This window comes from Desulfomonilia bacterium, assembly GCA_036567785.1.
Lineage (GTDB): Bacteria > Desulfobacterota > Desulfomonilia > UBA1062 > UBA1062 > DATCTV01.
In genome coordinates this window covers 149,848-172,728 of the sequence record DATCTV010000027.1, presented here as the reverse complement: position 1 = coordinate 172,728, position 22,881 = coordinate 149,848, and the positions used below count along the sequence as shown (strand labels likewise).

15 protein-coding genes are annotated in these 22,881 nt (G+C 47.8%); 9 read left to right on the top strand and 6 right to left on the bottom strand.

Going from position 1 to position 22,881, the window contains the following annotated elements; genetic code table 11:
* Positions 1–143: 143 nt before the first annotated feature.
* Both VIS94_06130 and VIS94_06125 read right to left on the bottom strand, forming a co-directional pair.
* On the bottom strand, positions 144–716 hold the full coding sequence (locus VIS94_06130; GenBank protein ID HEY9160644.1) for a hypothetical protein: 573 nt from the start codon (positions 714–716) through the stop codon (positions 144–146).
* A gap of 348 nt (positions 717–1,064) precedes the next feature.
* Entirely contained in the window at positions 1,065–1,850 is a 786-nt protein-coding gene (locus VIS94_06125) for an enoyl-CoA hydratase-related protein (GenBank protein HEY9160643.1), read from the bottom strand.
* A 145-nt stretch (positions 1,851–1,995) separates the two neighbouring features.
* Between VIS94_06125 and VIS94_06120 the strand changes: the two genes are divergently transcribed.
* The 7 genes from VIS94_06120 to VIS94_06090 all read left to right on the top strand — a co-directional run bounded on the left by VIS94_06120 (position 1,996) and on the right by VIS94_06090 (position 10,335).
* A complete protein-coding gene (locus VIS94_06120; GenBank protein HEY9160642.1) occupies positions 1,996–3,165 on the top strand; it encodes a uroporphyrinogen decarboxylase family protein in 1,170 nt (389 codons plus the stop codon).
* 6 nt (positions 3,166–3,171) lie between these two features.
* Positions 3,172–4,335 carry a uroporphyrinogen decarboxylase family protein gene (locus VIS94_06115; GenBank protein ID HEY9160641.1) on the top strand — a complete coding sequence of 388 codons (1,164 nt, stop codon included), beginning with the start codon at positions 3,172–3,174 and terminating at the stop codon, positions 4,333–4,335.
* A 15-nt stretch (positions 4,336–4,350) separates the two neighbouring features.
* Positions 4,351–4,974, top strand: coding sequence for a cobalamin-dependent protein (locus VIS94_06110; GenBank protein ID HEY9160640.1), 624 nt, complete (start codon positions 4,351–4,353; stop codon positions 4,972–4,974).
* A 186-nt stretch (positions 4,975–5,160) separates the two neighbouring features.
* Positions 5,161–5,508 (top strand): hypothetical protein, encoded by a 348-nt coding sequence (locus VIS94_06105; protein HEY9160639.1) that lies wholly within the window; start codon positions 5,161–5,163, stop codon positions 5,506–5,508.
* A gap of 246 nt (positions 5,509–5,754) precedes the next feature.
* A complete protein-coding gene (locus tag VIS94_06100; GenBank protein HEY9160638.1) occupies positions 5,755–8,004 on the top strand; it encodes a hypothetical protein in 2,250 nt (749 codons plus the stop codon).
* 105 nt (positions 8,005–8,109) lie between these two features.
* Positions 8,110–9,648 (top strand): ASKHA domain-containing protein, encoded by a 1,539-nt coding sequence (locus VIS94_06095; GenBank protein HEY9160637.1) that lies wholly within the window; start codon positions 8,110–8,112, stop codon positions 9,646–9,648.
* Positions 9,649–10,335 (top strand): vitamin B12 dependent methionine synthase, encoded by a 687-nt coding sequence (locus VIS94_06090; protein ID HEY9160636.1) that lies wholly within the window; start codon positions 9,649–9,651, stop codon positions 10,333–10,335. It abuts the gene before it with no gap.
* Between the two features lie 135 nt (positions 10,336–10,470).
* Here the strand turns inward: VIS94_06090 and VIS94_06085 are convergent, their stop codons facing one another.
* Positions 10,471–10,770, bottom strand: coding sequence for a helix-turn-helix transcriptional regulator (locus VIS94_06085; protein HEY9160635.1), 300 nt, complete (start codon positions 10,768–10,770; stop codon positions 10,471–10,473).
* A 169-nt stretch (positions 10,771–10,939) separates the two neighbouring features.
* Between VIS94_06085 and VIS94_06080 the strand changes: the two genes are divergently transcribed.
* Positions 10,940–12,169 (top strand): PAS domain S-box protein, encoded by a 1,230-nt coding sequence (locus VIS94_06080; protein HEY9160634.1) that lies wholly within the window; start codon positions 10,940–10,942, stop codon positions 12,167–12,169.
* Between the two features lie 147 nt (positions 12,170–12,316).
* Complete coding sequence (locus VIS94_06075) at positions 12,317–13,786, top strand: Ig-like domain-containing protein (protein HEY9160633.1); 1,470 nt, start codon at positions 12,317–12,319, stop codon at positions 13,784–13,786.
* A 15-nt stretch (positions 13,787–13,801) separates the two neighbouring features.
* Here the strand turns inward: VIS94_06075 and VIS94_06070 are convergent, their stop codons facing one another.
* The 3 genes from VIS94_06070 to VIS94_06060 are packed head-to-tail and all read right to left on the bottom strand — an operon-like array spanning position 13,802 to position 22,870.
* The gene (locus tag VIS94_06070; GenBank protein ID HEY9160632.1) at positions 13,802–14,554 is read right to left on the bottom strand and encodes an alpha/beta fold hydrolase; all 753 of its coding nucleotides are present in this window, start codon (positions 14,552–14,554) and stop codon (positions 13,802–13,804) included.
* Between the two features lie 22 nt (positions 14,555–14,576).
* A complete protein-coding gene (locus tag VIS94_06065; GenBank protein ID HEY9160631.1) occupies positions 14,577–15,317 on the bottom strand; it encodes an SDR family NAD(P)-dependent oxidoreductase in 741 nt (246 codons plus the stop codon).
* Positions 15,318–15,337: 20 nt separating this feature from the next.
* Positions 15,338–22,870 carry an amino acid adenylation domain-containing protein gene (locus VIS94_06060; protein HEY9160630.1) on the bottom strand — a complete coding sequence of 2,511 codons (7,533 nt, stop codon included), beginning with the start codon at positions 22,868–22,870 and terminating at the stop codon, positions 15,338–15,340.
* Between the last annotated feature and the right edge of the window lie 11 nt (positions 22,871–22,881).

Genomic DNA, 22,881 nt, shown 5'->3' with positions numbered 1-22,881 from the left:
CTTACTTCTGATAAGTTTGTCTTCCGTACCCATTAGCTTTCTCCTTTCTGATTTTGTTTTATTTCCCCTCAGAAAGAATAGCTCGTGGGTACTTCCTTTTCAATTACCCAACTGTCAGATTTGATCGGAACTAATACATTTCATCAACGTCCCCAAGTAGTCTCCAAATTTCTATTTTTTTTAGGCCAGAGTTCATTGTTAAATAATTGATCCTTGGCTTTGAAGTTATCACCATTTGTTACATCGCGAATAAACTTAAAGTGTTCTTCAGATGAAATCCCTACAGGCCATTTCACGAGTCTGACGATTCTGTTCTCCTTGTTAAAGTCTTGGCGAGTGCCCCAACTATCAGGCCCAAATATTGCTTTTTGGTCCCAGCAGACATAACCGAATTTATAGACAGTAAGCCTAGGATATTCTCTTTCAATTAAATGCCAGTTCCAGAATCCTTTTATGAAAATATTTCCTTCTTTATCTGTCAGGACTTCTTCGATTCTTACAGGGATATCTTTCCCACCTTCAAACCATGCTGCAGCCTCAGTGCTGTTCTCCCTCCAAATAGCAAGTGCAACTGCACCTTCAATCGGTTTGCCAGTTTCATCATCGATTACCGTTGCAGTAGGTTTAAGTGTTGCGCAGCCTGATAGAAAGCATAGGGTTTGAAACAACAACATAAACACCATTAAATTTGAATATTTGATAAATGTTTGTTTCATTGGTACTCTCCTATTTAAAAGCTGTCTATGTGCCATGCCCCGAAAGGATCCAAAGTGAAATAAACATAATAGGACCTTTTAGAGGACCTTTTAGGGACGCTCATGATAAAATGACTTCACTGATAAACCGTTAGTCAGAGTGTCCCCCCTTGTCCTTGATAATGAGCAACAATCTGGATATTCCTGCTTACATTTAAAATTATTCAGTGGTCCAAGGAATTGCAGGGCGTCAGAACAAAGCAGGTCGAGGAGTGACGAAATCGATTCATGAGGCATACATTGCCGTATGCCGCAATGAAATCGATGAGGAGCGACAAAGAGATGCGAAGTTATCACGCCCCGCACCCCCTACTTACCCTGGAACTTCGGCTCCCTCTTTTCGAAAAAGCTCACCCACCCCTCGCGCATATCCTCCGTCGCTGTCGCCAGTCCCTGAAACGCAGCCTCCATATCCAGCTGGCTCATCAGGTCAGCTTCGTACGAGCGGTTGACAAGGTGCTTTATCATGCCTATCGAGCGGGTGGGCCCTTTGGCAAGTTTCGCAGCCAGTGCCATCGCCTCTTCCATGAGCTTGTCATCATCGACAACGCGGTTAACCATGCCCAGCCTTAGCGCCTCGTCAGGAAGAACCGGGTCGCCTGTCATGATGAGCTCCTTGGCCTTGGCAAGGCCCACAAGCCTCGGGAGGAAGTACGTGCCGCCGCAGTCCGGCACCATGCCGCGCTTTACGAATATCTGTATGAACTTGGAGGATTTTGCCGCAAGGATAATATCGCAGCACAGAGCCAGATTGCAGCCAGAACCAGCCGCAATGCCGTTGACCGCCGCAATCACAGGCTTTTCAATGGACGCGATTGTAAAGCATATGCGGCCGTAGATGTGCGCGGAGAGTTTCATGCCGACAGGCGTGGCCACATCGTGTCGGCCGCCGCCGCCTGAGAGGTCGGCACCTGTGCAAAATCCGCGGCCGGTCGCCGTTATTATTATCGCCCTGACATTATCGTCCTGCTCGAACCGGTTGAGCTGAATTATCAAATCCTCAAGCTGGGACATTGTCACCGAATTCAGCTTGTCCGGCCGGTTCAGTGTTATGAGGGCAATGTTATCTTTGATTTCATAAATGGTATCGGCCATGAAAACCTCCAGGATATTTTAATTCAATTGAAGTTGATAATGAACAATTCGTCAAGACAAATTACCTGCTTGCCATATGCCGATAAATCCGTACTATGTTTTTTATTTGATGCAGTTATACCCATGATTTTTATGCGAGGTGTTCATGAATGCAACCCAAAGGATAATCGATGTGCTGGACGGCAAACAGGTGGACCGAGTGCCCGTATTCTGCGCGCTCATGGAGGACAGGGGCTTCAACGAGGTGCTGGGACAGCCGCTCATCAAGCCTATCAAGATGTTATGGAACCCTGTTTCACGGTTTTTCCTGGATAATTTCGGGCCCAAACTGACAGGCCCTGTAATCCAGCCTTTCATAGACTCCACGCTGGACAAGCGTATAAAGGCAGCCCTTGTACTCGGTTTTGATGCAACCTGGGCGATACATGACAGGACATTCACGGTTCTCGATTCAAAGACAATGGTGCGCTTTTCGGGCTCCATCTTCGACCTTATGGAGGACGGCTACGGTAACGCAATCTACATGTACCGGGGCCCCGGCATAAAGAGCAGGGAGGATTTCGAGGCATGGCCGTGGTGGCCGGATATCGATGACCTTGCCCACAAGGATTACCTGTTCATGAAAAAAATGGCGGCGAAATACGGCGACGATATCTGTCTTGTCGGACAGGGCTCGGCATACGGCATACAGGAAAGCATGCTCTGGGCCATAGGCTTCGAGAGGATGCCCGTGTGGATAAAGAGGGAAAAGGACCTCATTGACAGATACATCTCATGGGCCGAAGAGGTCTGCATGAAGACGATCATGGCGATCATGGACGCCGGGATCAAAGTCGTCATCCAGACTGACGACTTTGCATTCAAGACCGGCCCCATGATGAGACCCAAACTCATTGACGAGCTTTTCGGGCCTTCATACACGCGCATCATCAAAGCGGTCCACGACAGGGGCGGCCGCTATATCCATCACTCATGCGGAGACAATACTCTCCTGTTCGATTATTTCATCAAGTGGGGGGCGGACGGCTGCCACGGATATGAGAACACCTCGAATGTGGACATAAACAGACAGAAACGCGAACGAGGCGACAGGCTGACCATCGTAGGCGGCGTAGGCGTCGACTACATCCTGTCCGAGCGTTCGAAAGACGAGGAAGTGGTTGAAGAGGTCAGGAGACTCATCAGAGAACTCGCCCCCGGCGGGCGTTACATACTCTCGGCCGCGCACGGGCTTTCATCGATGCCGGCTCACAAGCAGAAGGTCATGGTAGACGCCTGCAAACAATACGGGAATTATCCCATATCAGGTATCTGAATACTGATGACCCCAACCGAGCGCATTATCAGGACACTCGAAGGCAAACCGGTCGACCGCGTACCGGTAATGTGTGCGGGCATGGAAGACAACACAGCTCAGCAGGTGCTGGGAAAACCCCTCATTCCGACGTCATTTTTCGCAAAAAACCCTCTGATGAACTGGATAATGGACAGGGGATGGCAGGTTAACAGCAGGCTGCTGAGAAGTATCATCCGGGATTCATATCTCAACCGAATTAAAGCGGCGGTCGAACTCGGATTTGATGCAATCTGGGTCCTTAGCGGCTGCGAAACGCTGCTTGTCAATTCAAAGACAATAGCCACCATAAACGGCATGCTTTATACACTGATCGAGGATGCGTATGGAAACGCAGATTACATGTACAAAGGACCGGTTTTCACTTCAAGGAAGGCATTCGAGGAATGGCCGCATTTTGAGAAGCCCGTCGATTTCGCAGACAGGGTGTTCAGGTTTTTCAAAAAGGCTTTCAGCCGCTACGGGGACGATATCTGCATAATCGGCCAGGCCGCCTTCGGCATGCATGAAAGCATAACAGGTGCAATAGGCTTCGATAAGGCGCCGATCTGGATAAGAAAGGAAAAGGACATTATCAAACGCTATGTCGACTGGGTAGCATCAATTGAACTGGCGGGCACAATGGCAATGATGGATGCGGGATCAAAGATCGTGCTGCAGGGTGATGACTTCGCTCACAAGACAGGGCCCACATTCAGCCCGAAAATCTCGGAAGAGCTCTTCGGAGCGCACTACAGAAGGCTTACCAGGGCGGTGCATGACCGCGGAGGTAAAATCATCCTGCATTCCTGCGGCGACAATACGATTCTCTTCGACATGTTCATTTCATGGGGTTTTGACGGTTTCCACGCCTATGAGCCGACATCCAACGTAGATATTTATAAAGAGAAAAAACTGCACGGAGACAAGGCTGCGATCATAGGAAACATCGGCGTCGATTATCTTCTGACCGACCGCTCTGAAGATGAAGAGGTGACTGCGGAAGTGAAAAAGCTTATTGAAAATCTGGCCCCTGGAGGCAGATATATCATGTCACCCGCACATTCTCTGAACACTATCCCGGCGCACAAGCTCAGGATAATGATCGGGGCCGCACATAAATTCGGAAAATATTCAGGCTTAACCGCCTGATAACAAGGAGACGATATGAGTGAGACGCTGTTAAAGGTTAGTAAGGCTGTCGAGGAAATGGACATTGACGGAATCCCTGCCCTTGTCGAGCAGTGCTTTACCGAGGGACTGAGCCCTCTTGCCATCATACAGGACGGCATAGCGCCCGGACTTGCCAGGGTGGGAGAGCTCTTCGAATCAGGGGAATATTTCCTGGCTGATCTGGTAATGGCTGGAGAAGTCGTTAACGAGGCCATGCCTCTTATAAAGGCAAGAATGGACCCGGGCGAATCGGGCAAGAAAGGCAAGGTCATCCTTGCAACCGTCAAAGGTGACATCCACGAGATAGGCAAAAACATAGTGGGCATGCTGCTGGGCGCGAACGGGTTCGAGGTTATCGACCTGGGCGTCGACGTGGATGCGGAAAAGATTGTCAGGACAGCCAAGGAAACCGGTGCAAGGCTGATCGGGCTTTCAGTTCTTTTAAGCACAATGGTCAACAACATATCGCAGGTGGTGCAGGGACTGAAAAGCGCCGGCATCGATGCAAAGGTGGCAATAGGAGGGGCCTGTACGTCCCAGAAACTATGTGAAGAAATGGGCGCTGACGCCTATGGTGAAAATGCCGTACAGGCGGTGAGGATATTTGAAGGGCTTTAACCGGTCGAACTGTATTGATTGCTTCCTTCTTTAGCGTTTAAACAATAAACGTTTACAGGGAGAAGTCCTGTTGCCGGGGCTTCTCCCTTCACCCAAAAAGTTATTTACGGGTCAATTCATTCTCTTTTTTTCTTACTAAACCTAATGTTTTTTATGATCATACCGAAATTATATCTTAGGTGATCAATGCTGGAGAATGAACTAACCATAAGAAGAAGGGTTTTTTTAAAGCTCCTGGCCATAACAGGTTTTGCAGGCCCTGCAGCCTTATCATACGGATGCGGAAGCACCAGCAGCAGCAACAACAACGGTTCAAAAGCAGTCGCATACAAGCTTTCACGCAGAGGACATGATGCCTGTAATGCATGCAGGTCACATGCAGAGAATAAACTTTTCCTGACAATGGATTACGCTAACAGCAACCGGGCTCATGTTGGCTGCAACTGCCGCATAAAACCGGTGTGGATCCCGAAAGAAAGGCACAAGCAGTATTTCGCCCGGGGTCCAGTATACGACCGGAGACGACATGCTTAAAAATGCTTATGGAAGGAAAATGGGAAGTTTTTCGAGTGCTTCAGAAGTTCGTTCCCTTATGTCTGTAAAGCTTAAGCGGGACCGGCTGGCGGCTAAGTTCTGCCATCCGGCAGACCGGACATTAGCTGTTTTTTCAGGTGAGATTCCTGACCGGTCTGGGAACTCCTCAAGCATTCGATTTTCATCCTGCAATTATTGCGCTTTTCTTACACACATAAGCAAAAAAGTATCGGGGGGGATATTAATATGACACTAAAAGATGTAAGAAACTCACTGATTTCCATAATTTTCATATTTTCCATACTTATGGCGTTGGGAAGCGGCCCGGCCCAGAATATCCTTAAGATCACCGGGGCCGAAGTCAATCAAGTACTGGGTGTACAGAAGAGTTCACACCAGTATTATGTGGCCGGGAAAAATACTGTGATCAGGGCCTTCCTTAACAAGATGGTAACAATTGACGAGAATAACACCGGTGTAAGCGTATACAAGGACGGCCAGTTTTTGTTTAACATGAGCCCCAAAGTGACACAAGGCTTGACAACAAGCGTGGATTTCTTATGCCAGTCTCTTGAAGATTGCCAGAACTGGGCGGCAGGCAACTATTCTTTCGAAATGTCAGTAAACGGTTCCGACTACAGCCTGAACGGCCCGTTTGTATTCAGAGAGGGCAATCCATTACGTGTCCTGGCAGTTCCGATTCTTGCCAACTATGGAAGAGGCGGCATCAAGTCAGTAACGGGAAACACATGGAAACAGCTGGGCCAGTTCACCCAGGAAGTCTATCCTCTGGCCGAGGACGACATGAAATGGACAAACCGCCTGCAGTATCTTGACGCTACTTCCGGTAAATACAATCTCGAAACCGATGCAGGACAGGACAACCTGACAGCGGCTCTTCAGAATCTTATACCCTCCAGATGCAAGACCAGCCCCAATGCAGCGGGATGTTACGATTACGTTGTCGGTATGATACCCGAAACAGTGGGCGGACTTGAAGGATGGGCGCCGATGGATCTGCCCGTCGTTGTCGTTGTGGCAGGCAGCAATGACGCAGCCGGAACCGTTGCACATGAAATCGCCCACAAGTTCGGCATCGGAGATACCTATGACGATGCACAGGGTTCTTCCATCAGGTGCAGCGTCAATCCGGCCCCTAACGGATTCAAGGGCCTTAACTGGGACAATAATTTTGTGGCTTTTGGCGGCTGCACTGCTGGACGGCCTGCTTCCACCCTGGCCGGCGCCGACGGATCAACTCTCATTAACGGCGCCATGGTTCCAGCATCTTCTCATCCGTATGACTGGAACCGTGGATATCTCGGAGAAAAGGCCGATTTCATGAGCGCTGGAGGCGCCCTGCAGTCACAGCTCTGGATAACCCCGGACAACTATGACTGGCTTTACAGAAAACTGGTTTTGAAAGATCCGGTTACAATGGGAAAATCTAATCTCCTGGGTGAGGCCGACGGGGAAAACCGTTTCATAAACTTTTCCGGTACCATAACAAAAAGCGGGGTTGTTGAACTTGATCCTTGGGAAACCTATATGGACACCGCCACATTGGAAGATACGACAGGCACATATACATTTCAGGCACTCAACAACTCGAACACTGTGCTCGCCAGTTCCGAAATCATAGTACATTTTTTCAGCATCCATCCGCCGAAGGAACTCGATATGGTTCATTTCGACGGAGTGGCGAATTTCCCTGAAGGCACGTCAAAATTCCGTATCGTCAAGGAAAGCGAATTGCTCAAGGAAGTGTTAGTAAGCGCTTCGGAACCGACTGTGTCAAATGTCACACCGCTTGTTTCAACAACCATAGAAGGATTGTACAATATAACCTGGACGGCAAATGACCATGAGGGTTCCGCACTTACCTATACCGTGTCCTACAACCCCGATGCAACAGACCCTGAATCCCCCTGGATAATACTCGCTGATGGACTTCAAACCAGTTCCTGGGAAGAAGATTTCAGCCTGCTGCCGGGCGGGTCGCATGCAAAGATACAGGTAGCCGCCAGCGACGGCGTTCTTAGCGAATATGCACAAAGCGCATACTTCATAGTTCCACCTAAAGCACCCGAAGTTTATATGGGCGAACTCCCTGATGAAGACTTTCTCGATGAAGATTGCGGCCTCACTCTTTCCGTGGAAGTATATGATCTTCAGGACAAAACTTTCCCGCAGGATAATATAAGATGGACTTCAAGCATATCGGGAGAGATTGGAACAGGTCCCGAAATTCTCATAAAGGACCTGCCCGTCGGCGTACAGACCATCACAGTCACGGCCACAAACAGCCTCGGGCTTACCGGTTCCGATTCCGTTACCTTTGATGTAACTGAAGACACCAGCGGAAACGGAAGCAGTGGAAGCGGCGGCTTATGCTTTATGAGTTCTGCGTATTCAGCATCCGATTGGCATTATATAAAACAGGCCTTTAAGAGCATATCGAGCTGGTTAGGCAGTATTGTCAGCCTCATTCTGTAAAAATCCAGTCTTCAGTTATCCACCGGCATTGCCGGTGGATAACAAATCAAACTTTTCAGCCCCATAATTATGGAAAACGGGTCTGTTTCCTGATAAGGTTTTTTCATGGCTGAGAAAACTTTTAAAATAACCCTGCTTCCCGAGGGCAGACATATGGACTTCCCCGCAGAAACCCCTTTATGGGAAGCGCTGCTTGATATGGGACTCATGATAAAAACACCTTGCGGCGGACGCGGGACCTGCGGCAAATGCAAGGTTGTCTTAAGATACGCCCACAGTGAAAACAGGGAAGAAATGCTTGCCTGCAACACCCTGCTCAATAAAGACATCGAGGTCTTTACCGATGAAAGGTACAAAGGTATCGGTGCAGGATCATACCTGCCTCATCCGGCGGAAACCGCAGGAAAATCTTTTTCATTCGCAGTCGATATTGGAACTACCACTGTAAAGATGTCGCTTGTAGATACTGCAACAGGTGTCTCATACAACATGCCCTCCTTTCTGAATCCCCAGCGGAGATTCGGTCATGACGTAGTTTCGAGGATAGCCGCCTCGGCTGACACCCGCACCCGTTCACGCATGTCATCGCTGATAAGGGAGGCAGTCTTTATAAACGCAAAGGATGCGTGCGATTCCGCAGGTATAAATACAACAGAAGTAAAGGAATTCATTCTTTCGGGAAATACAACCATGATAAGCATCTTTTTCGGGATCGACCCGACTCCTATCGGGCATGCGCCCTACCGAGCCCCCATGCTCGATTTCGAAGAAAAATCAGCCGCCGAACTGGGCGGTAAAGTCTTTAATAATGCAGTAATATCCACCCTGCCCGCCCGGGCCGCCTACCTCGGAAGTGATCTGGTAGCCGGAATAACCATGTGCAGGGAAAAGGGACTTGACAGAAATACATTCTTCATCGACCTCGGGACAAACGGCGAGCTTTTTGTTGCCAACGGTTCAGGAAAAATAAAAGCCACATCCTGCGCAATGGGCCCGGCCATTGAAGGCATGAACATGTCATGCGGCATGACCGCCGATGACGGCGCCATAACACATATAACGCCAACCGCTTACGGCCTTACATATAATATGCAGGGTGAAGGCAGGCCTGCAGGCATGACCGGGACTGCCATAATCGATCTCGTTTCCGCATTGATTTCAAAAGGGGCGATTAGTAAATCAGGACTGATAATGTCGTCTTATATTCCAATTCCGGGAAGATACTTCGAAAACAACGGAATGAAGGAAATCCTTCTATGGGATGATATAAGAATAACTCAGATGGATATAAGGAACCTGCAACTTGCAAAGGCAGCCAGCCTGGCGGCTTCCAGGCTTCTATTGAAAAAGGCCGGCATTGATGAAGATGATATAGAAAATGTTATACTGGCAGGAGCATTGGGTGAACATCTGGACATAGAGTCATTCAAAAGCTTGGGATTTGTCCCCGGGTTCAAAAACGCCGCGTGGAATTTCATAGGAAATACCAGCCTTAAGGCAGCCGAGAATGCCTGCATGGATAAGTTGTTTGCAGAAAGGGCCAGAAAACTGAGGGACACCACAGAAGAAATCGTGCTTACCGAAGACCCGACATTCCAGAAGGTTTTCATCGAATCGGTTGATTTCCCGCCAAGAGAGGTGTGAATGGATTCAATAATTATTGACAGTATTCCAATGTCCATCGATGAAGAGCTTCTCCGTTCTGGTTTGAAGGTGCGTCCCGGAACATCTCTGGCTGCAAGACTGACGGAGATTGTCGAGTCGGCCCTGGGCACGGCAAGACCCAAGGCTGCCGTCAAACTCCTTGACATTACGAATCTGGGGGAAGACCAGGTCACGGCCCATAACATTACTTTTAACAGCCGGGTTCTCTCAGTCAATCTGAAGGATTCACCCAATATGGCGGTTTTCGCAGCAACATGCGGCACCGAGCTTGACGAATGGTCAAAACAGTTTGACGGTTATCTTGAACAGTACTGGGCTGACACCATTATGTTTCTTGCACTGGGTTTCGCCATAAATGCTGCTGAGGGAATAATCAAAAAGACTCTCGACACCGAAACAGTCTCCACAATGAATCCGGGTTCACTTGAAGACTGGCCGATAACAGAGCAGAAAAAACTGTTCAGCCTCATGAAGGATGAAACAGCCGCAATCGGGGTAAGGCTCAATGAGAGCTGCCTCATGATGCCGCTCAAATCGATAAGCGGCCTGAGTTATGCTTCGGGCGAAATATTCCACAACTGTGCACTCTGCCCTCGAAGGGACTGTCCCGGCAGGCGTGCTCCGTTTGACGACGGGCTTTACGAAAAACGTTATAAGACTTACTGATAACATAGTGTCATTCCCCACCTTTTTAAGGTGACAGCATTAAATTGCAGGTTCGTTCTATTATCAGACTGCAGTATAGGAAATTACTTGGAGTTTACTTTATCAAAACAATAGAAGTAAGACAGCTAATTGAACCTAGAGTTCACCGGACAGTACTTTTTCGCGCATCTCAGGAGTCAATGGAGAACCCCTTTCAATAAGCATATGCATTTCAGTATGTGTTTCCTGTTTCAAAATCGTGCCATCCTCAGGATACAGCAGTTCCATCCGGTTAACTTCACCCCCGGAAATATCTTCAATCCTCTGCGCAAGCCTGGTATTTATCTTGCGTTTACCGGAGAGTATTTCGGAAAGATAGCTCTGTGACATGCCCAGATCCTGCGCCAGTTTCTTTTGTGTAATGCCCGAGCTTTTTATCCATGCCCTGAAATCCATAATCAGCCCCGCTCAATCTTAATATTTTCTAATATTGATTGCTCTTTTAAATCATGTCAATAAAATCATTCAACAATATGATAACTTTTTTGCCAGCCAGCATTAATAATAGTTCGCATAATGCGAATTATTTGTTGTATGTCTTAAGTCTTGTTGCTATGTATGGAAAATGCCATCTTCAATTTATGAGTTCATTCTTAATACGAACATCAGGACGGAAGCGCTTCTCGCAAGGCTCGGCATAGCTCTCGGCATTGATCTGGTTTGCGTATTCCAGTTTATCAAAAACGGGCAGGCATTAAGATATTTTTGGACCGAATGTCAGGACAATCAAGTCCTGATGCAGGATTTTAATATACCCGAAAATCTTCACGATATTCATTCCAGGCTTAAATCATTGATGATGTTTTTTGATTCCCCGGACAGCCTCCCCCAGAAACAGTCAGATTACCTTAAGAAAAACAACATCCATTCATGCATTTTTATCCCGATTCAGGACAAGGGTGAGTTGTGGGGATGCCTTTGCTGCATATCAACAAAAATTAAACACGCATGGAAAAGCGAGGAACTCTCCCTGCTTCTTAAAGAATCCATTGACCTCTCGAACAATGTCTTCCTCTCGGAGATGCTGAACGATCTCAAACAGGCGGATGAACAGCTCTCTCTTATGCTGAACGAGGTGACGGAAGGGATAGCTACAGTTGATGAGTCACTCAGGATTACCGCCGTGAGCGGCAGAATAGCGGAACTGGGCGGGTTCATACAGGATGAGATCATCGGTAAAGAGCTCTGGGAATTTGTGCATCCTGAAGACCATGCGAAAGCAAAAGCAAATCTCGAGCTTGCAAAGAACGGCAAAAGAAACGTCGATGTATATAAAATGGTCTTGAAATCGGGAATAAGCATGATCGCAAGGATTGGAATCAAACAATTTATAAAAAACGGCATAAAGAACGGCTTCATATTCCTGATCGTAAACATGTCGTCAACGACTGCCACGGACGACAGGCTCCTCGAATACAATGAACTTATGAAATATTCCACCAATCTTATATGGATTACCGACATGGAGCTTTTTTTTACCTATGTAAGCCCTTCGGTTGAACACCTGCTGGGGTACAACCAAGAAGAAGCAATGCGGCTTAATGCAGGCCTTACACTTACAGAAGCATCCCATCTGAAACTCGCTAAGGCCTTTATTTCAGGGCTTCACTCAGCAAAAGAACCCGGCCGTCAATTCAGAAAGGTTATCTCCATCGAACAGTACACCCGCGATGGGAAACTGATGTTCGGAGATCTGCTTCTTTGTCTCAGAAGGGACCAGAAAGGCACTCCAACAGGATTTATTGGCATCACTCATTTCAGGTTGAATCAGCCCTTTCAGAAATTTGCTGATTGATGTCCATGTGAAATATTGTTCCTAAAATATTCGGTTCAAATACATTTAAAAATATATCAGTAAGATATTTAACTCGTATAATCATGATATTACGCATGGCATGTTGTTTGCTAACTTTGTTATCAGGATCAAAAGGAGAACTTTACAATGAAAAAATCAATTATCCTGGCACTCCTTGTTTTGTTTATATCCCTCTCCGCCTGCGGTGGAGGCGGCGGGGGCGGCGGCAATTCAAGCTCACCAGAGCCCGAGGTAACAAATATTCAGGCGGTTGATTTATCCGTAAGCACGACAGAAGGTGATGCCATAGAATTTACAATGAATGCCCTTGATACGGACATATCTGTCTTATCATGCAATATCGAAAATTATCCTTCCCATGGGACACTAAAGCAGATAAGCGGTGCAACCTGGAAATATACCCCGAATGAAGATTTTTCAGGAATCGACAAACTGGTTTATACTCTCAGCAAAGGCACAATCAAAAGCAACCCTGCAACAGTGACGATAACAGTCGATACAGTTGGAAAAATCATCTATGTCACCACTTCAGGTTCAACAGAAAATAGCGGGTCGAGCTGGTCTGATGCATTGAAGCATCCCCAGGACGCCATGAACAAGGCAACATCAGGTGATCAGATATGGGTCGCAGAAGGTACATACTATGCCATTGACAGCAGTAAACCCGAAATACCCGTCCTTGCCCTGAAGGAAGGAGTCAGGATTTACGGGGGTTTTAAAGGGACTGAAACATACCGTTCGGAAAGAAATGTTTCAACAAACGTAACGATTCTCGACGGTCAGGAAAATATATATCATGTAGTTAAAGGTATACAGTCCTCCAGGATAGACGGATTCACGATTCAAAACGGTGACGCAACTGTTGACAACACCATCATTATCAAGGAGGAGGAAACAGGCGGTGGAATGCTCAACAATAACTGCAGTGACAGCCTTATCATTTCAAACTGCTGTTTCTTAAACAACAATGCAAAGGGCTATGGCGGTGGTATGACTAACCAGGGAGGAAGTTCACCCAGAATCATAAATTGCCGCTTCACTGATAACAATGCCTATTATGGAGGTGGTATCTTTAACTCTGAGAGTTCAGCTCAAATTACCAATTGTCTTTTCGAGGGCAATAACGCATATTATGGAGGGGCCATACGGAACAGCCACTCATCGCCGTCTGTCATAAATTGTACAATTAGCGGTAATAACGCCTTGCTGGGAGGCGCACTTTATAATCTTTCAAGCACTGCAACTGCTAGGAACTGCATAATATGGGGTGATACGGACACCGAGATATTCAAGGACAATTATTCAACAATTATAACAAGCTACTCCTGCATCCAGGGTGGAGCAGGCGGGACAGGAAATATATCGAAGAATCCTCAATTCGTTGCAACAGGTTCGAGGGACAAAATCAGCAAGAAATGGATCCCAGGAGATTACAGGCTTCAGGCAAACTCACCATGCATTGACGCCGCCGACGGGGATTCCGCCCCCGCCCTTGATCTAAACGGGCAGGCCCGGCTGGATATCCTTTCTATTGCAAATACGGGAACCGGTCTTATTACTTACGCTGACATGGGTGTTTACGAGTACGCACCTTAATATTTCCAGTTTTTATTACCATGGCCTTTGCATGGCAAGGGCCCTGGTGATAGCGCCTGCCATCTTCTCCGCATAAGTCTGAATGAAGAAATGGTCCCCTTCATACATATGTTTCAGGAACAGCTTCGCGGTGTGCTTCGACCACTCCTGGACATCCGAGGGAAGCACAAGCCTGTCAAATTCCCCCCCGAATGCCGTTATCGGGCAGTTAAGCGGCTTATCATTTGTGTTCTTATAAGTCTCATAAGCCTTAAAGTCCTTCCTGATGACCGGAAGCATGAGCTCGAGTATTTCCTGATTTTCCAGAACCTCCTGCGGGGTTCCTCCCATTTCCTTCAGTTTGCTTATGAACTTCTCATCGGGAAGATCATAATAGGAGGTTTCATCTTCCCTGCGGGACAGATGAGGGGCCCTCGATGCAGCCACGAAAATATGCCTGGGCAGGTTGACTCCCTTTCTGCTCAGTTCATGTGCCGCTTCATATGCAAGAAGACCCCCCAGAGAATATCCGAAAAAGGCAAAGTTCGGATTCGAGAGTAAAGGCATCAATGCCTTCATGGCATCACTGACCATATCGGATATATTTTCAAAAGCCGGGTCGTTAAAACGTCTGCCCCGTCCGGGAAGCTCATATGCAAATACGCAGATGCCGTTAGGCAGGAGTCTTGCCAGAGGTCTGTATACCTGTGCAGTGCCGCCGGAAAACGGGAAACAGAATAGCCTTATCGCATCCTCGCCGCTAGAAAGTTTTATCCATTCATTCGCCAAAATCCGCTCTCCTTGATTTTGATTAAGACATTCCCAGAAGTGTTTTCCTGCTTAATATGCGCGTCAGAAAAATATTCAGGCGGTTGACAAAACCGAATGTCGAGTTGAGTTTGCCGGCCTTTGCATCATTAATCGCGGCACGAACCACATCTTTGGCTTCAAGCGCATTCTTCAAGTCCGGAAGATTCCCATCGGAAGCCGTCTTCATGAAATTCGTCCTGACAGGCCCCGGTGAAATGCTCATTACATGAATGCCCTTGCTCTTAAGCTCCTGGTAAAGGGCCTGGGAGAAAGCCAGCACAAACGCCTTGGTTCCCGAATATGCAGCCCCGTTCGGAGCGGGAAGAAATGCGTTCAACGACGCCACCTGAAATATGACGGAGCCTTTTTTCATAAAAGGCACGCACATATGAGCAATGGCCACGACTGCTTTGACATTAACATCTATCATATTCATCGTCCTGGGAAGGGATGCCTCCATAAACGGGCATATATAACTGAAACCGGCGTTATTGTTCAGCACCGTTATCTCGGGCGCTGCATTGACTATCTTGTCTCTTAGTCTTTTCAGGTCATCCTCTCTCGAAAGGTCAAGGGCTATTGTGACGGCCTTTATATTCCCTATCAGTTTTGCGGTTTCTTCAAGCCCATTTTCCTCCCTGTCTATCAGCCAAATTTCATCCATCGGATATGCATTCACAACCTGGCAGGCAAACTCTCTGCCCATTCCGGATGCGGCCCCTGTGACTATTCCTATCTTCATATCGTCCCCTGTTTACAATTTTATTTACCGACCTGCGGCTTCCCTATAAATCCGACCTTTGCGCAGTAGCCAAGAAGCTTTCCTATAAAGGCCTCATCAACTTCAGGCCATGAAAAACCCAGGCCGTCAAGGAAATGTCTTGAATAGCTGTTGTCGAGAACATATTGTGTCACGGATTTTGCCTCCAGATACGGCAGCAGTCCTTCTATAGCCTTGCTGCCCTTTTCGGCCTGGGCTGTTCCTAGAGCCAGTGCATATTCTTCGACATTGACTATTCTTATGTGGTAACCGTTTGAATTCATGATTTCAACAAGTCCCTTCAGTGAAATCAAGTCGGGATTAAAGAGGTGCAGACACCGGCCTGATGTTTCGGGAATGCGAGCCAGGGTTGCTATCGCCTTGCTGCAGCAGTCGACGGGTGTAAAGTCGAACATTCCACCGTCGCCGTCAGGTATCACCCCTGTTTCGATAATCGATTTGAGCAGTCCGTAAAAGGAACTTCCGTCTATGTTTTTCTGGAAAAGGCCTGATCGGGATTCTCCGACAAGGTTGCCGATACGGTATATGGTGCACTTGACACCCCTGGCCATTGCTTCACGGACAACACCTTCGGCTTCGAATTTGCTTTTCGCATATACATTCCCGAGCTCCTGTCCTCGGTCATAATCGGTCTCCTTGAATACCACCTTGGAAAAGCCTGGAACAAAATCTCCAGCAACACTGAGTGTTGAAACATGATGGAAACGTTTGGCCTTTCCGGTTTCAGCGAGAGAGAGCACACGTTTGGTGCCGAGAACATTGATATTCCTGAAATGCTTGTAATCACCAAAATGCCTTACATCAGCCGCCACATGAATTACGGTGTCCGTATTCTTTATGAGTTCAAGGGCATCACCGTCCAGACCTAACCCGTCAATGCCGATATCGCTTGCAAAAATTTTCAGACGCGAGGTATCAAGCCCTTCATCCCTGAAATAGAAATCGATTGCTTCAAAAAGCATCTTCCTTGCATCATCAACATTCTTCCCCGGAAGAAGGCATATGATATCCGCATCAGTATCATTCAGCAGGTCTCTCAAGAGATGGGAACCAAGATAGCCGCTTGCACCGGTCATAAGAATCGACTTCATTTCTTCGGTTTTTCCCGAGACGGGTATGTCCACCTTGAAGCCATCGAATTTCTCTTCAATCAATTCTTTTTGAGACGATGTCTTTCGTGCGGCAAGCGCCTTCTCCTCAACGCATTTAGCAAGGCCTGAAATTGTCTGGTTATCGAAAAAGTCCTGAACGGTTAAAGGCAACGACATCTTTACCTTGGCGATTACCTTCATGATAAGCAGTGAATGGCCTCCCAGGTCGAAGAAATTGTCGTTGATTCCCACTCTTTCCACTCCCAGAACTTCCTTCCAGACTTGTGCCAGCAGCTTTTCGACATCGGTGGATGGGGCCACATACTCATTGGCCATCTCAGGCCGCACGCTTTCGATTTCGGGCAGCTGCTTTCTGTCCACCTTGCCGTTCGCATTAAGGGGTAGGCCCGGCATGCATATGAAGCGCGTCGGAATCATATATTCGGGCAGGAAATCATGCAGGAATCTGCGAAGTTCATCAACAGGCAGTTCATTATCGGAGGCATAATAGCCCACAAGATATTTGCTTCCCGACGGGTCAGTCTTGTCAACCACAACGCATTCACGGACCCCGCTGAACCTGCACAGAGCGGATTCGACCTCTCCCAGTTCAACCCGGTTACCACGTATCTTTACCTGATGGTCTATACGGCCAAGGTATTCTATATTCCCGTCATGCATCCATGCACCGAGATCTCCGGTTTTGTACAACCGGTTATCCCTGGAAATATTGAAATCGATGAATGCGTCCGCTGTCTTTTCAGGCTGATTCACATAGCCTCTAGCGAGCTGTACACCTGCAAGGAATATCTGGCCGGGCACGCCTACAGGGACAAGCTGCATATGCTTGTTGAGTATGTATATCCTCGTATTGGCAAGAGGCTTGCCAATGGGGACGATGTTTGATTTGTCATCGGGACTCAATTCGTAATACGTCACGTCTATCGAGGCCTCAGTCGGACCATAAAGGTTGTGCAGTTCGCAGTCGATATAACGGAAGAACGTATCGCGGTGCTCTGCAAGAAGGGCCTCGCCTGAACAGATTACACGCCTCAACGATGCCAGACTGGCCTTATTGGAATCATCGACAACCTGTAGAAATCCGCCCAGCATGGAAGGAACGAAATGAAGAGTCGTTACCTTCTGCTCGTTAATTACTTCCATGATGTGCGAGGGGTCCTTTTGTCCGTCGGGCATCAGGAAGTGCAGACGCGCTCCGTACATTATCGGCCAGTGAAATTCCCAGCCCGAGACGTCGAAAGTGTATGGCGTCTTCTGCAGTATGCAGTCGTCCTCTTTGAGTCCGTAGGCTTCCTGCATCCATATCAGCCTGTTGGTAAGTCCTATGTGTATGCACGCTACGCCTTTGGGCACGCCGGTGGAACCTGAAGTATACAGGACATAGGCCAGGTTCTCGGGACCGCTGACTGGTTCGGGGTTTGAGGTGTCTTCAGATGAAATATCATCCCATCCGCTGTCCAGAGAAATCACGATAATATTCTTGCCTTCGAACTTCGACGCATATTTTTCCTGTACCAGAACCACCGGTGCATTTGTATCTTTAAGGATATAATCCACACGCGCCTCGGGATAGTCCGTCCCCATAGGCACATATGCTCCGCCCGCCTTGTTTATGCCAAGAAGAGCGATCTCCATTTCAATCGAACGCTCAAGCATTACCGCAACCATTGTCTCTGCGCCTACACCTAGCTTTCTAAGCCGTCTTGCGAGCTGGTTCATCCTTTCGTTCAATTCGCGGTAAGTAAGTTTCCGCCCGTCATAAGCGGTAACGGCAATCCTGTCAGGAGTCTTTGCCGCTTGCTCCTCGAACATCTGGTATGTACATCTGCTTAGGTCATAGGGTTTGTCCGTATCATTGAATTCAACCAGAAGCTTATGCCTTTCTTCTTCGCCCAGCACATCGAAAGCAAAAACCCTGGTTTCAGGCTTCACAGACGCCTCTGCAAGGATATTTTTGATAAACCCTGCAAAGCCCTCGATTGTAGTCCTGTCGAACAGGTCGGTATTGTATTCAAGATATCCCAGCAGACGCTCACCAATCTCAACTGATGAAAACGTCAGATCAAATTTGGTGGTAGTCAGGTCTGCTTCGACCGGTTTGATTGAAAGACCCGTCTTCATACCGAAAAGATCGGTCATGTTCTGGTGTATGTACATTACGCCGAATATAGCATTTCTGCTTACATCCCTGACCGGGTTCAGGACATCTATCAAGCCGTCAAACGGGTAGTCCTGATTCGCATATGCCTCAATGCAGACGGATTTCACCCTTTTTACAAGCTCAGTAAAGCTCGGGTTGTCGCTCACATCAACCCGTAATGCAAGAGTATTGACAAAGAACCCTATCAGAGGTTCGAGATCGGGATGATTGCGGCCGGCAATGGGCGTTCCTATTATAATATCCTCCTGATTACTGAGCCTGTTGATTAGGACAGTGAAAGCGCTAAGGATGGTCATGAACATTGTGGCTCCCTGCTTCTTTGCAAAGGAGTTCAATTGTTTAGCAACATCCCCGTCGAATTCAAATTTGTAAACCGCTCCATTATAAGTCTGTAATGGAGGCCTGGGTCTGTCTGTCGGCAGGTCGAGCACCGGGAGAGGAGCTGCAAGTTTCTTGACCCAGTATTCCTCCTGACCCTTGAGCATGCCTTCTTCAATCAGTCTGTTCTGCCATGATGCATAATCCTTATATTGAACTTTGAGGTCAGGGAGCGCCGCTTTGGTCTCGGTCATAAGCGACATATATGTCCCGATCAGTTCCTTAAGGAGCACCTCGGTTGACCATCCGTCTGAAATGATATGATGAATAGTAAACACGAAGAGGTGTTTGTTTTCCCCAAGCTTATAAAGACACGCCCTGAAGAGCGGCGTTGCAGCCAGGTCGAATGAACCGGAAATTTCATTTATGACTGCCAGGGAAATCTGTTCTTCGGTTTTATCAGTCATGTCAGTCAAATTAAGATCAACGTGAATCGAAGGTTCGATAATTTGAACAGGTTCACCGTCCACACTTGAAAATGATGTCCTGAGTGTTTCATGGCGCAGTGCTACACTGTTAAGGGCCTTTTCCATCAGGTCTGTCTGTATCTCCCCTTCTATCATAAGCGCCATGGGGATATTATATGTTGAAGACCCAGGGGTCATCTGCTCGAGGAACCAGAGCCTTTTCTGCGCATGAGAGAGCTCGTATGCGTCCTTATGCGGCAGTTTCGGTATCTCGCCCAGCTTCTGCCCCTGCATTGAAGAGATGGCTCTGCCAAGGCCTTCAATTGTGGGGTCTTCGAAAATGGCCCTCAGCGGCAGTTCGATATTCATATCCTTTTTGATACGGGAAACGACCTTCGTAGCTTTGAGGGAATGGCCTCCTATATCGAAGAAGTTGTCTTTCACTCCCACCTTATCGATTGCCAGGACATCCTGCCATATAAGCGCCAGGGCCTTTTCCGTATCATTTCTTGGAGCTACATATTCGGTTTCACTTGCGTTGAAGCTGTCTTCAGGCTCGGGCAGCGAGTTCCTGTCCACCTTGCCGCTTGTGTTGAGCGGCAGGGCATCAAGTCTCATGAACCTGCCCGGAACCATATAGTCAGGCAGGGCCCCGGCCAGACTGTTGCGCAGGTCCGGTATTGATATCTCATTGCTGGCCACATAGAACCCTATAAGATACCTGTCTCCGGCCGCATCGATTCTGTCGACAACCACACAATCTTCAATACCGGGATATGACGACATTGCGGATTCTATTTCACCCAGCTCTATTCTGAATCCCCTTATTTTGATCTGGAAATCTATACGCCCCAGAAAATCTATGTTCCCGTCCAGAAGCCATTTGCCAAGGTCGCCTGTCCTGTACATAAGCTCGCCATCACGGAAGGGATCGGGGACGAAGTTCTGTTCCGTCCGTTCGGGATTGTTGAGATAACCCTTTGCAAGACCGTCACCGCCTATATAAAGCTCTCCGGGTACACCTACAGGCACAGGATTCCTGTTGCCGTCAAGTATGTATATCCATGTATTTACAATGGGTGCCCCGATCGGCACAGATATTCTGTTCTTAAGCGCATCGATATCAACAAGATACGATGTGGAATCGACGCTCGATTCAGTGACTCCGTAAACATTTGTCCATCTTGTGGATTTCCCGTAAACCCCGTCATGATATCTCCGGACAAGATCTACCGGCAGGGCTTCCCCGCCTATGATCACATGCCTGAGTTTCAATTCGGGTTCATCCATGATGCCGCTGCCAACTAGGAGTTCCCACAACGAAGGCGTCCCGTCTATTACCTCGATTTCATTTTTCAGGATGTAAGGGATCAGCTGTCCCAGGTCCTTTTTTATGCTCCCTGGAATGGGATAAAGTGTATGACCCAGGAGGAGCGATGCGAATATCTGCTGAACCGAGGCGTCGAAACTGAATGAAGCCAGCTGCGCAACCCTCAGATGCCCTTCATAATAGGAATAGAGTATCTTTACAAGACCATGAACAAGATTTATTACCCCGCGGTGCGGTATAAGCGTACCCTTGGGTTTTCCTGTGGAGCCCGACGTGTAGATTGAATAGGCAATATCTTCTGCACTGATTTTAATCCCCGGATTGGAAGGGTCCTGCTTCTCTATCTCATGCCAGTCTCTGTCAAGGTACAGCACCTTTTGAGAGAGGGGAACCTTGTCGGCAAACTCCTCCCTGCTGATTACAACTGGAGTACAGCTGTCATCCAGCATGAAATCTATGCGTGCTTCAGGAAAGTCAGGATCGATCGGCATATAAGCGCCGCCGGCCTTCAATATGCCCAGAATTGAAAGTATGGTCTCAAGCGGGTCGCCTACCATCATGCCCACCAGTGCTCCCGGTTTGACTCCGTTTGAGATGAGTGCACGTGCAAGTTTGTTGGCCCTGATATTCAGTTCTTCGAAACTCAGTGAATTCTCTCTGAAAACAACAGCTGTACTGTCCGGATTCTTCTGCACCCGGGCTTCAAATACATCTACAATTGTTGCATCTCTTGAATATTCGCTAGCAGTTGAATTAAACCCGAACAAGACCATTTCTTTTTCCTGCGGGCTCATTATGTCAACTGTTGAAGCCGGCTGCTTTATGTCTATCGTTATCTGTTCGAGAATTATTTTCAAATGGGACAGCATGCGATCGATGGTTTCAGGTGCAAAGAGATCAAGCGCATATCCGAGGTTTATATCAAGCTTCTTCCCGGGTGTAATCACTAGTGTAAGGTCATAATGCGTCATTTCCTCAATCGTTGAGTCAGTAATGCGTATTGTGGAATCCCCGGTCATTTCTCCCATGTTCACAGGGTAATTCTCGAAGATGAAGAGGTTGTTGAAGAGGTTGGCCTTTCCAGGCACGGCACTACAGGCCTTTACCTCGGGCAGGAATGAATAGCCGAATTCCTCTATTTTGAGAGCCTGCGATTGAAGGTCAGTCATCAGCTCTTCTATTGTAATACCATTCTCAAAGTTCGCACGAACGGGGAGCGTGTTGATGAACAGGCCTATCATTTCGTCTGAGCCCGGCAGGTCGGCCGGCCTTCCAGATAAAGTAACACCGAAGACCACATCCTCCTGTCTGCTGTAACGGCCGAGAAGTATCGACCATGCCGTTTGCACAAGGGTACTCAGAGTGATTCGCTGTTTCCGTGCGGTTTCATTCAGCGCCGCAGTCAACTTTTCATCCAGGATAAGACTCTTCTTTCCTACATTCGAAATTCCGCGCTCCTTCGGATGAAAATCCTGAGGCAGCGGAGTCGGCGCCTCGAAGCTGCCGAGAATTTTTTTCCAGTATTTCTCGGCCTTTGTTTTGTCCTGCTTTTTTAGCCATGCAATGTAATTCCTGTATTGAGGCCTCTTTATGGATGGAAGGGGCTTGTTCTCAAGAATGGACAGATATGTCACGAATAGGTCGGAGAGGATCAGAGGAATGCACCAACCGTCTGTCAGTATATGGTGGAAGGACCATGAAAAGAAGAATCTCTGATTTTTGAGAATAAACAAATGAAGCCTTACCAGCGGACCGTTTGCCAGATCGAATCTGCGTTTGCTTTCTGTTGAAAGAAAATTTTTAATGTTATGCTTTTCCTCTTCTCCTGACATTCCGGAGAAGTCATGAAGCTCGATTTCAGGTGACCTGTCCTTCAGCACTATCTGTACCGGCTCGTTGACTCCTTCCCACCTGAATACCGTACGAAACAGAGGATGGACATTACCGAGGTGCTGCCAGGCCTTTAAAAAAGCATCGACATTGAGGTCTCCCTCAATTGTATAGGTAAAGCGTTCGGAATATATAGGAGAGTCCGGTTCCAGAAGGGCATAAAAAAGCATACCCTGTTGCATAGGTGAAAGCGGATAGATGTCCTCTACTTTTTTTTCTGCTTTTTTCTGGACCATATCTTGTTATC

Coding starts and splice junctions, on each gene's coding strand:
- VIS94_06100 (HEY9160638.1), top strand. CDS start 5,755: ATGACACTAAAAGATGTAAGAAACTCACTGATTTCCATAATTTTCATA.
- VIS94_06065 (HEY9160631.1), bottom strand. CDS start 15,317: ATGAAGATAGGAATAGTCACAGGGGCCGCATCCGGAATGGGCAGAGAG.
- VIS94_06110 (HEY9160640.1), top strand. CDS start 4,351: ATGAGTGAGACGCTGTTAAAGGTTAGTAAGGCTGTCGAGGAAATGGAC.
- VIS94_06060 (HEY9160630.1), bottom strand. CDS start 22,870: ATGGTCCAGAAAAAAGCAGAAAAAAAAGTAGAGGACATCTATCCGCTT.
- VIS94_06090 (HEY9160636.1), top strand. CDS start 9,649: ATGGATTCAATAATTATTGACAGTATTCCAATGTCCATCGATGAAGAG.
- VIS94_06085 (HEY9160635.1), bottom strand. CDS start 10,770: ATGGATTTCAGGGCATGGATAAAAAGCTCGGGCATTACACAAAAGAAA.
- VIS94_06080 (HEY9160634.1), top strand. CDS start 10,940: ATGCCATCTTCAATTTATGAGTTCATTCTTAATACGAACATCAGGACG.
- VIS94_06075 (HEY9160633.1), top strand. CDS start 12,317: ATGAAAAAATCAATTATCCTGGCACTCCTTGTTTTGTTTATATCCCTC.
- VIS94_06130 (HEY9160644.1), bottom strand. CDS start 716: ATGAAACAAACATTTATCAAATATTCAAATTTAATGGTGTTTATGTTG.
- VIS94_06115 (HEY9160641.1), top strand. CDS start 3,172: ATGACCCCAACCGAGCGCATTATCAGGACACTCGAAGGCAAACCGGTC.
- VIS94_06125 (HEY9160643.1), bottom strand. CDS start 1,850: ATGGCCGATACCATTTATGAAATCAAAGATAACATTGCCCTCATAACA.
- VIS94_06120 (HEY9160642.1), top strand. CDS start 1,996: ATGAATGCAACCCAAAGGATAATCGATGTGCTGGACGGCAAACAGGTG.
- VIS94_06095 (HEY9160637.1), top strand. CDS start 8,110: ATGGCTGAGAAAACTTTTAAAATAACCCTGCTTCCCGAGGGCAGACAT.
- VIS94_06105 (HEY9160639.1), top strand. CDS start 5,161: ATGCTGGAGAATGAACTAACCATAAGAAGAAGGGTTTTTTTAAAGCTC.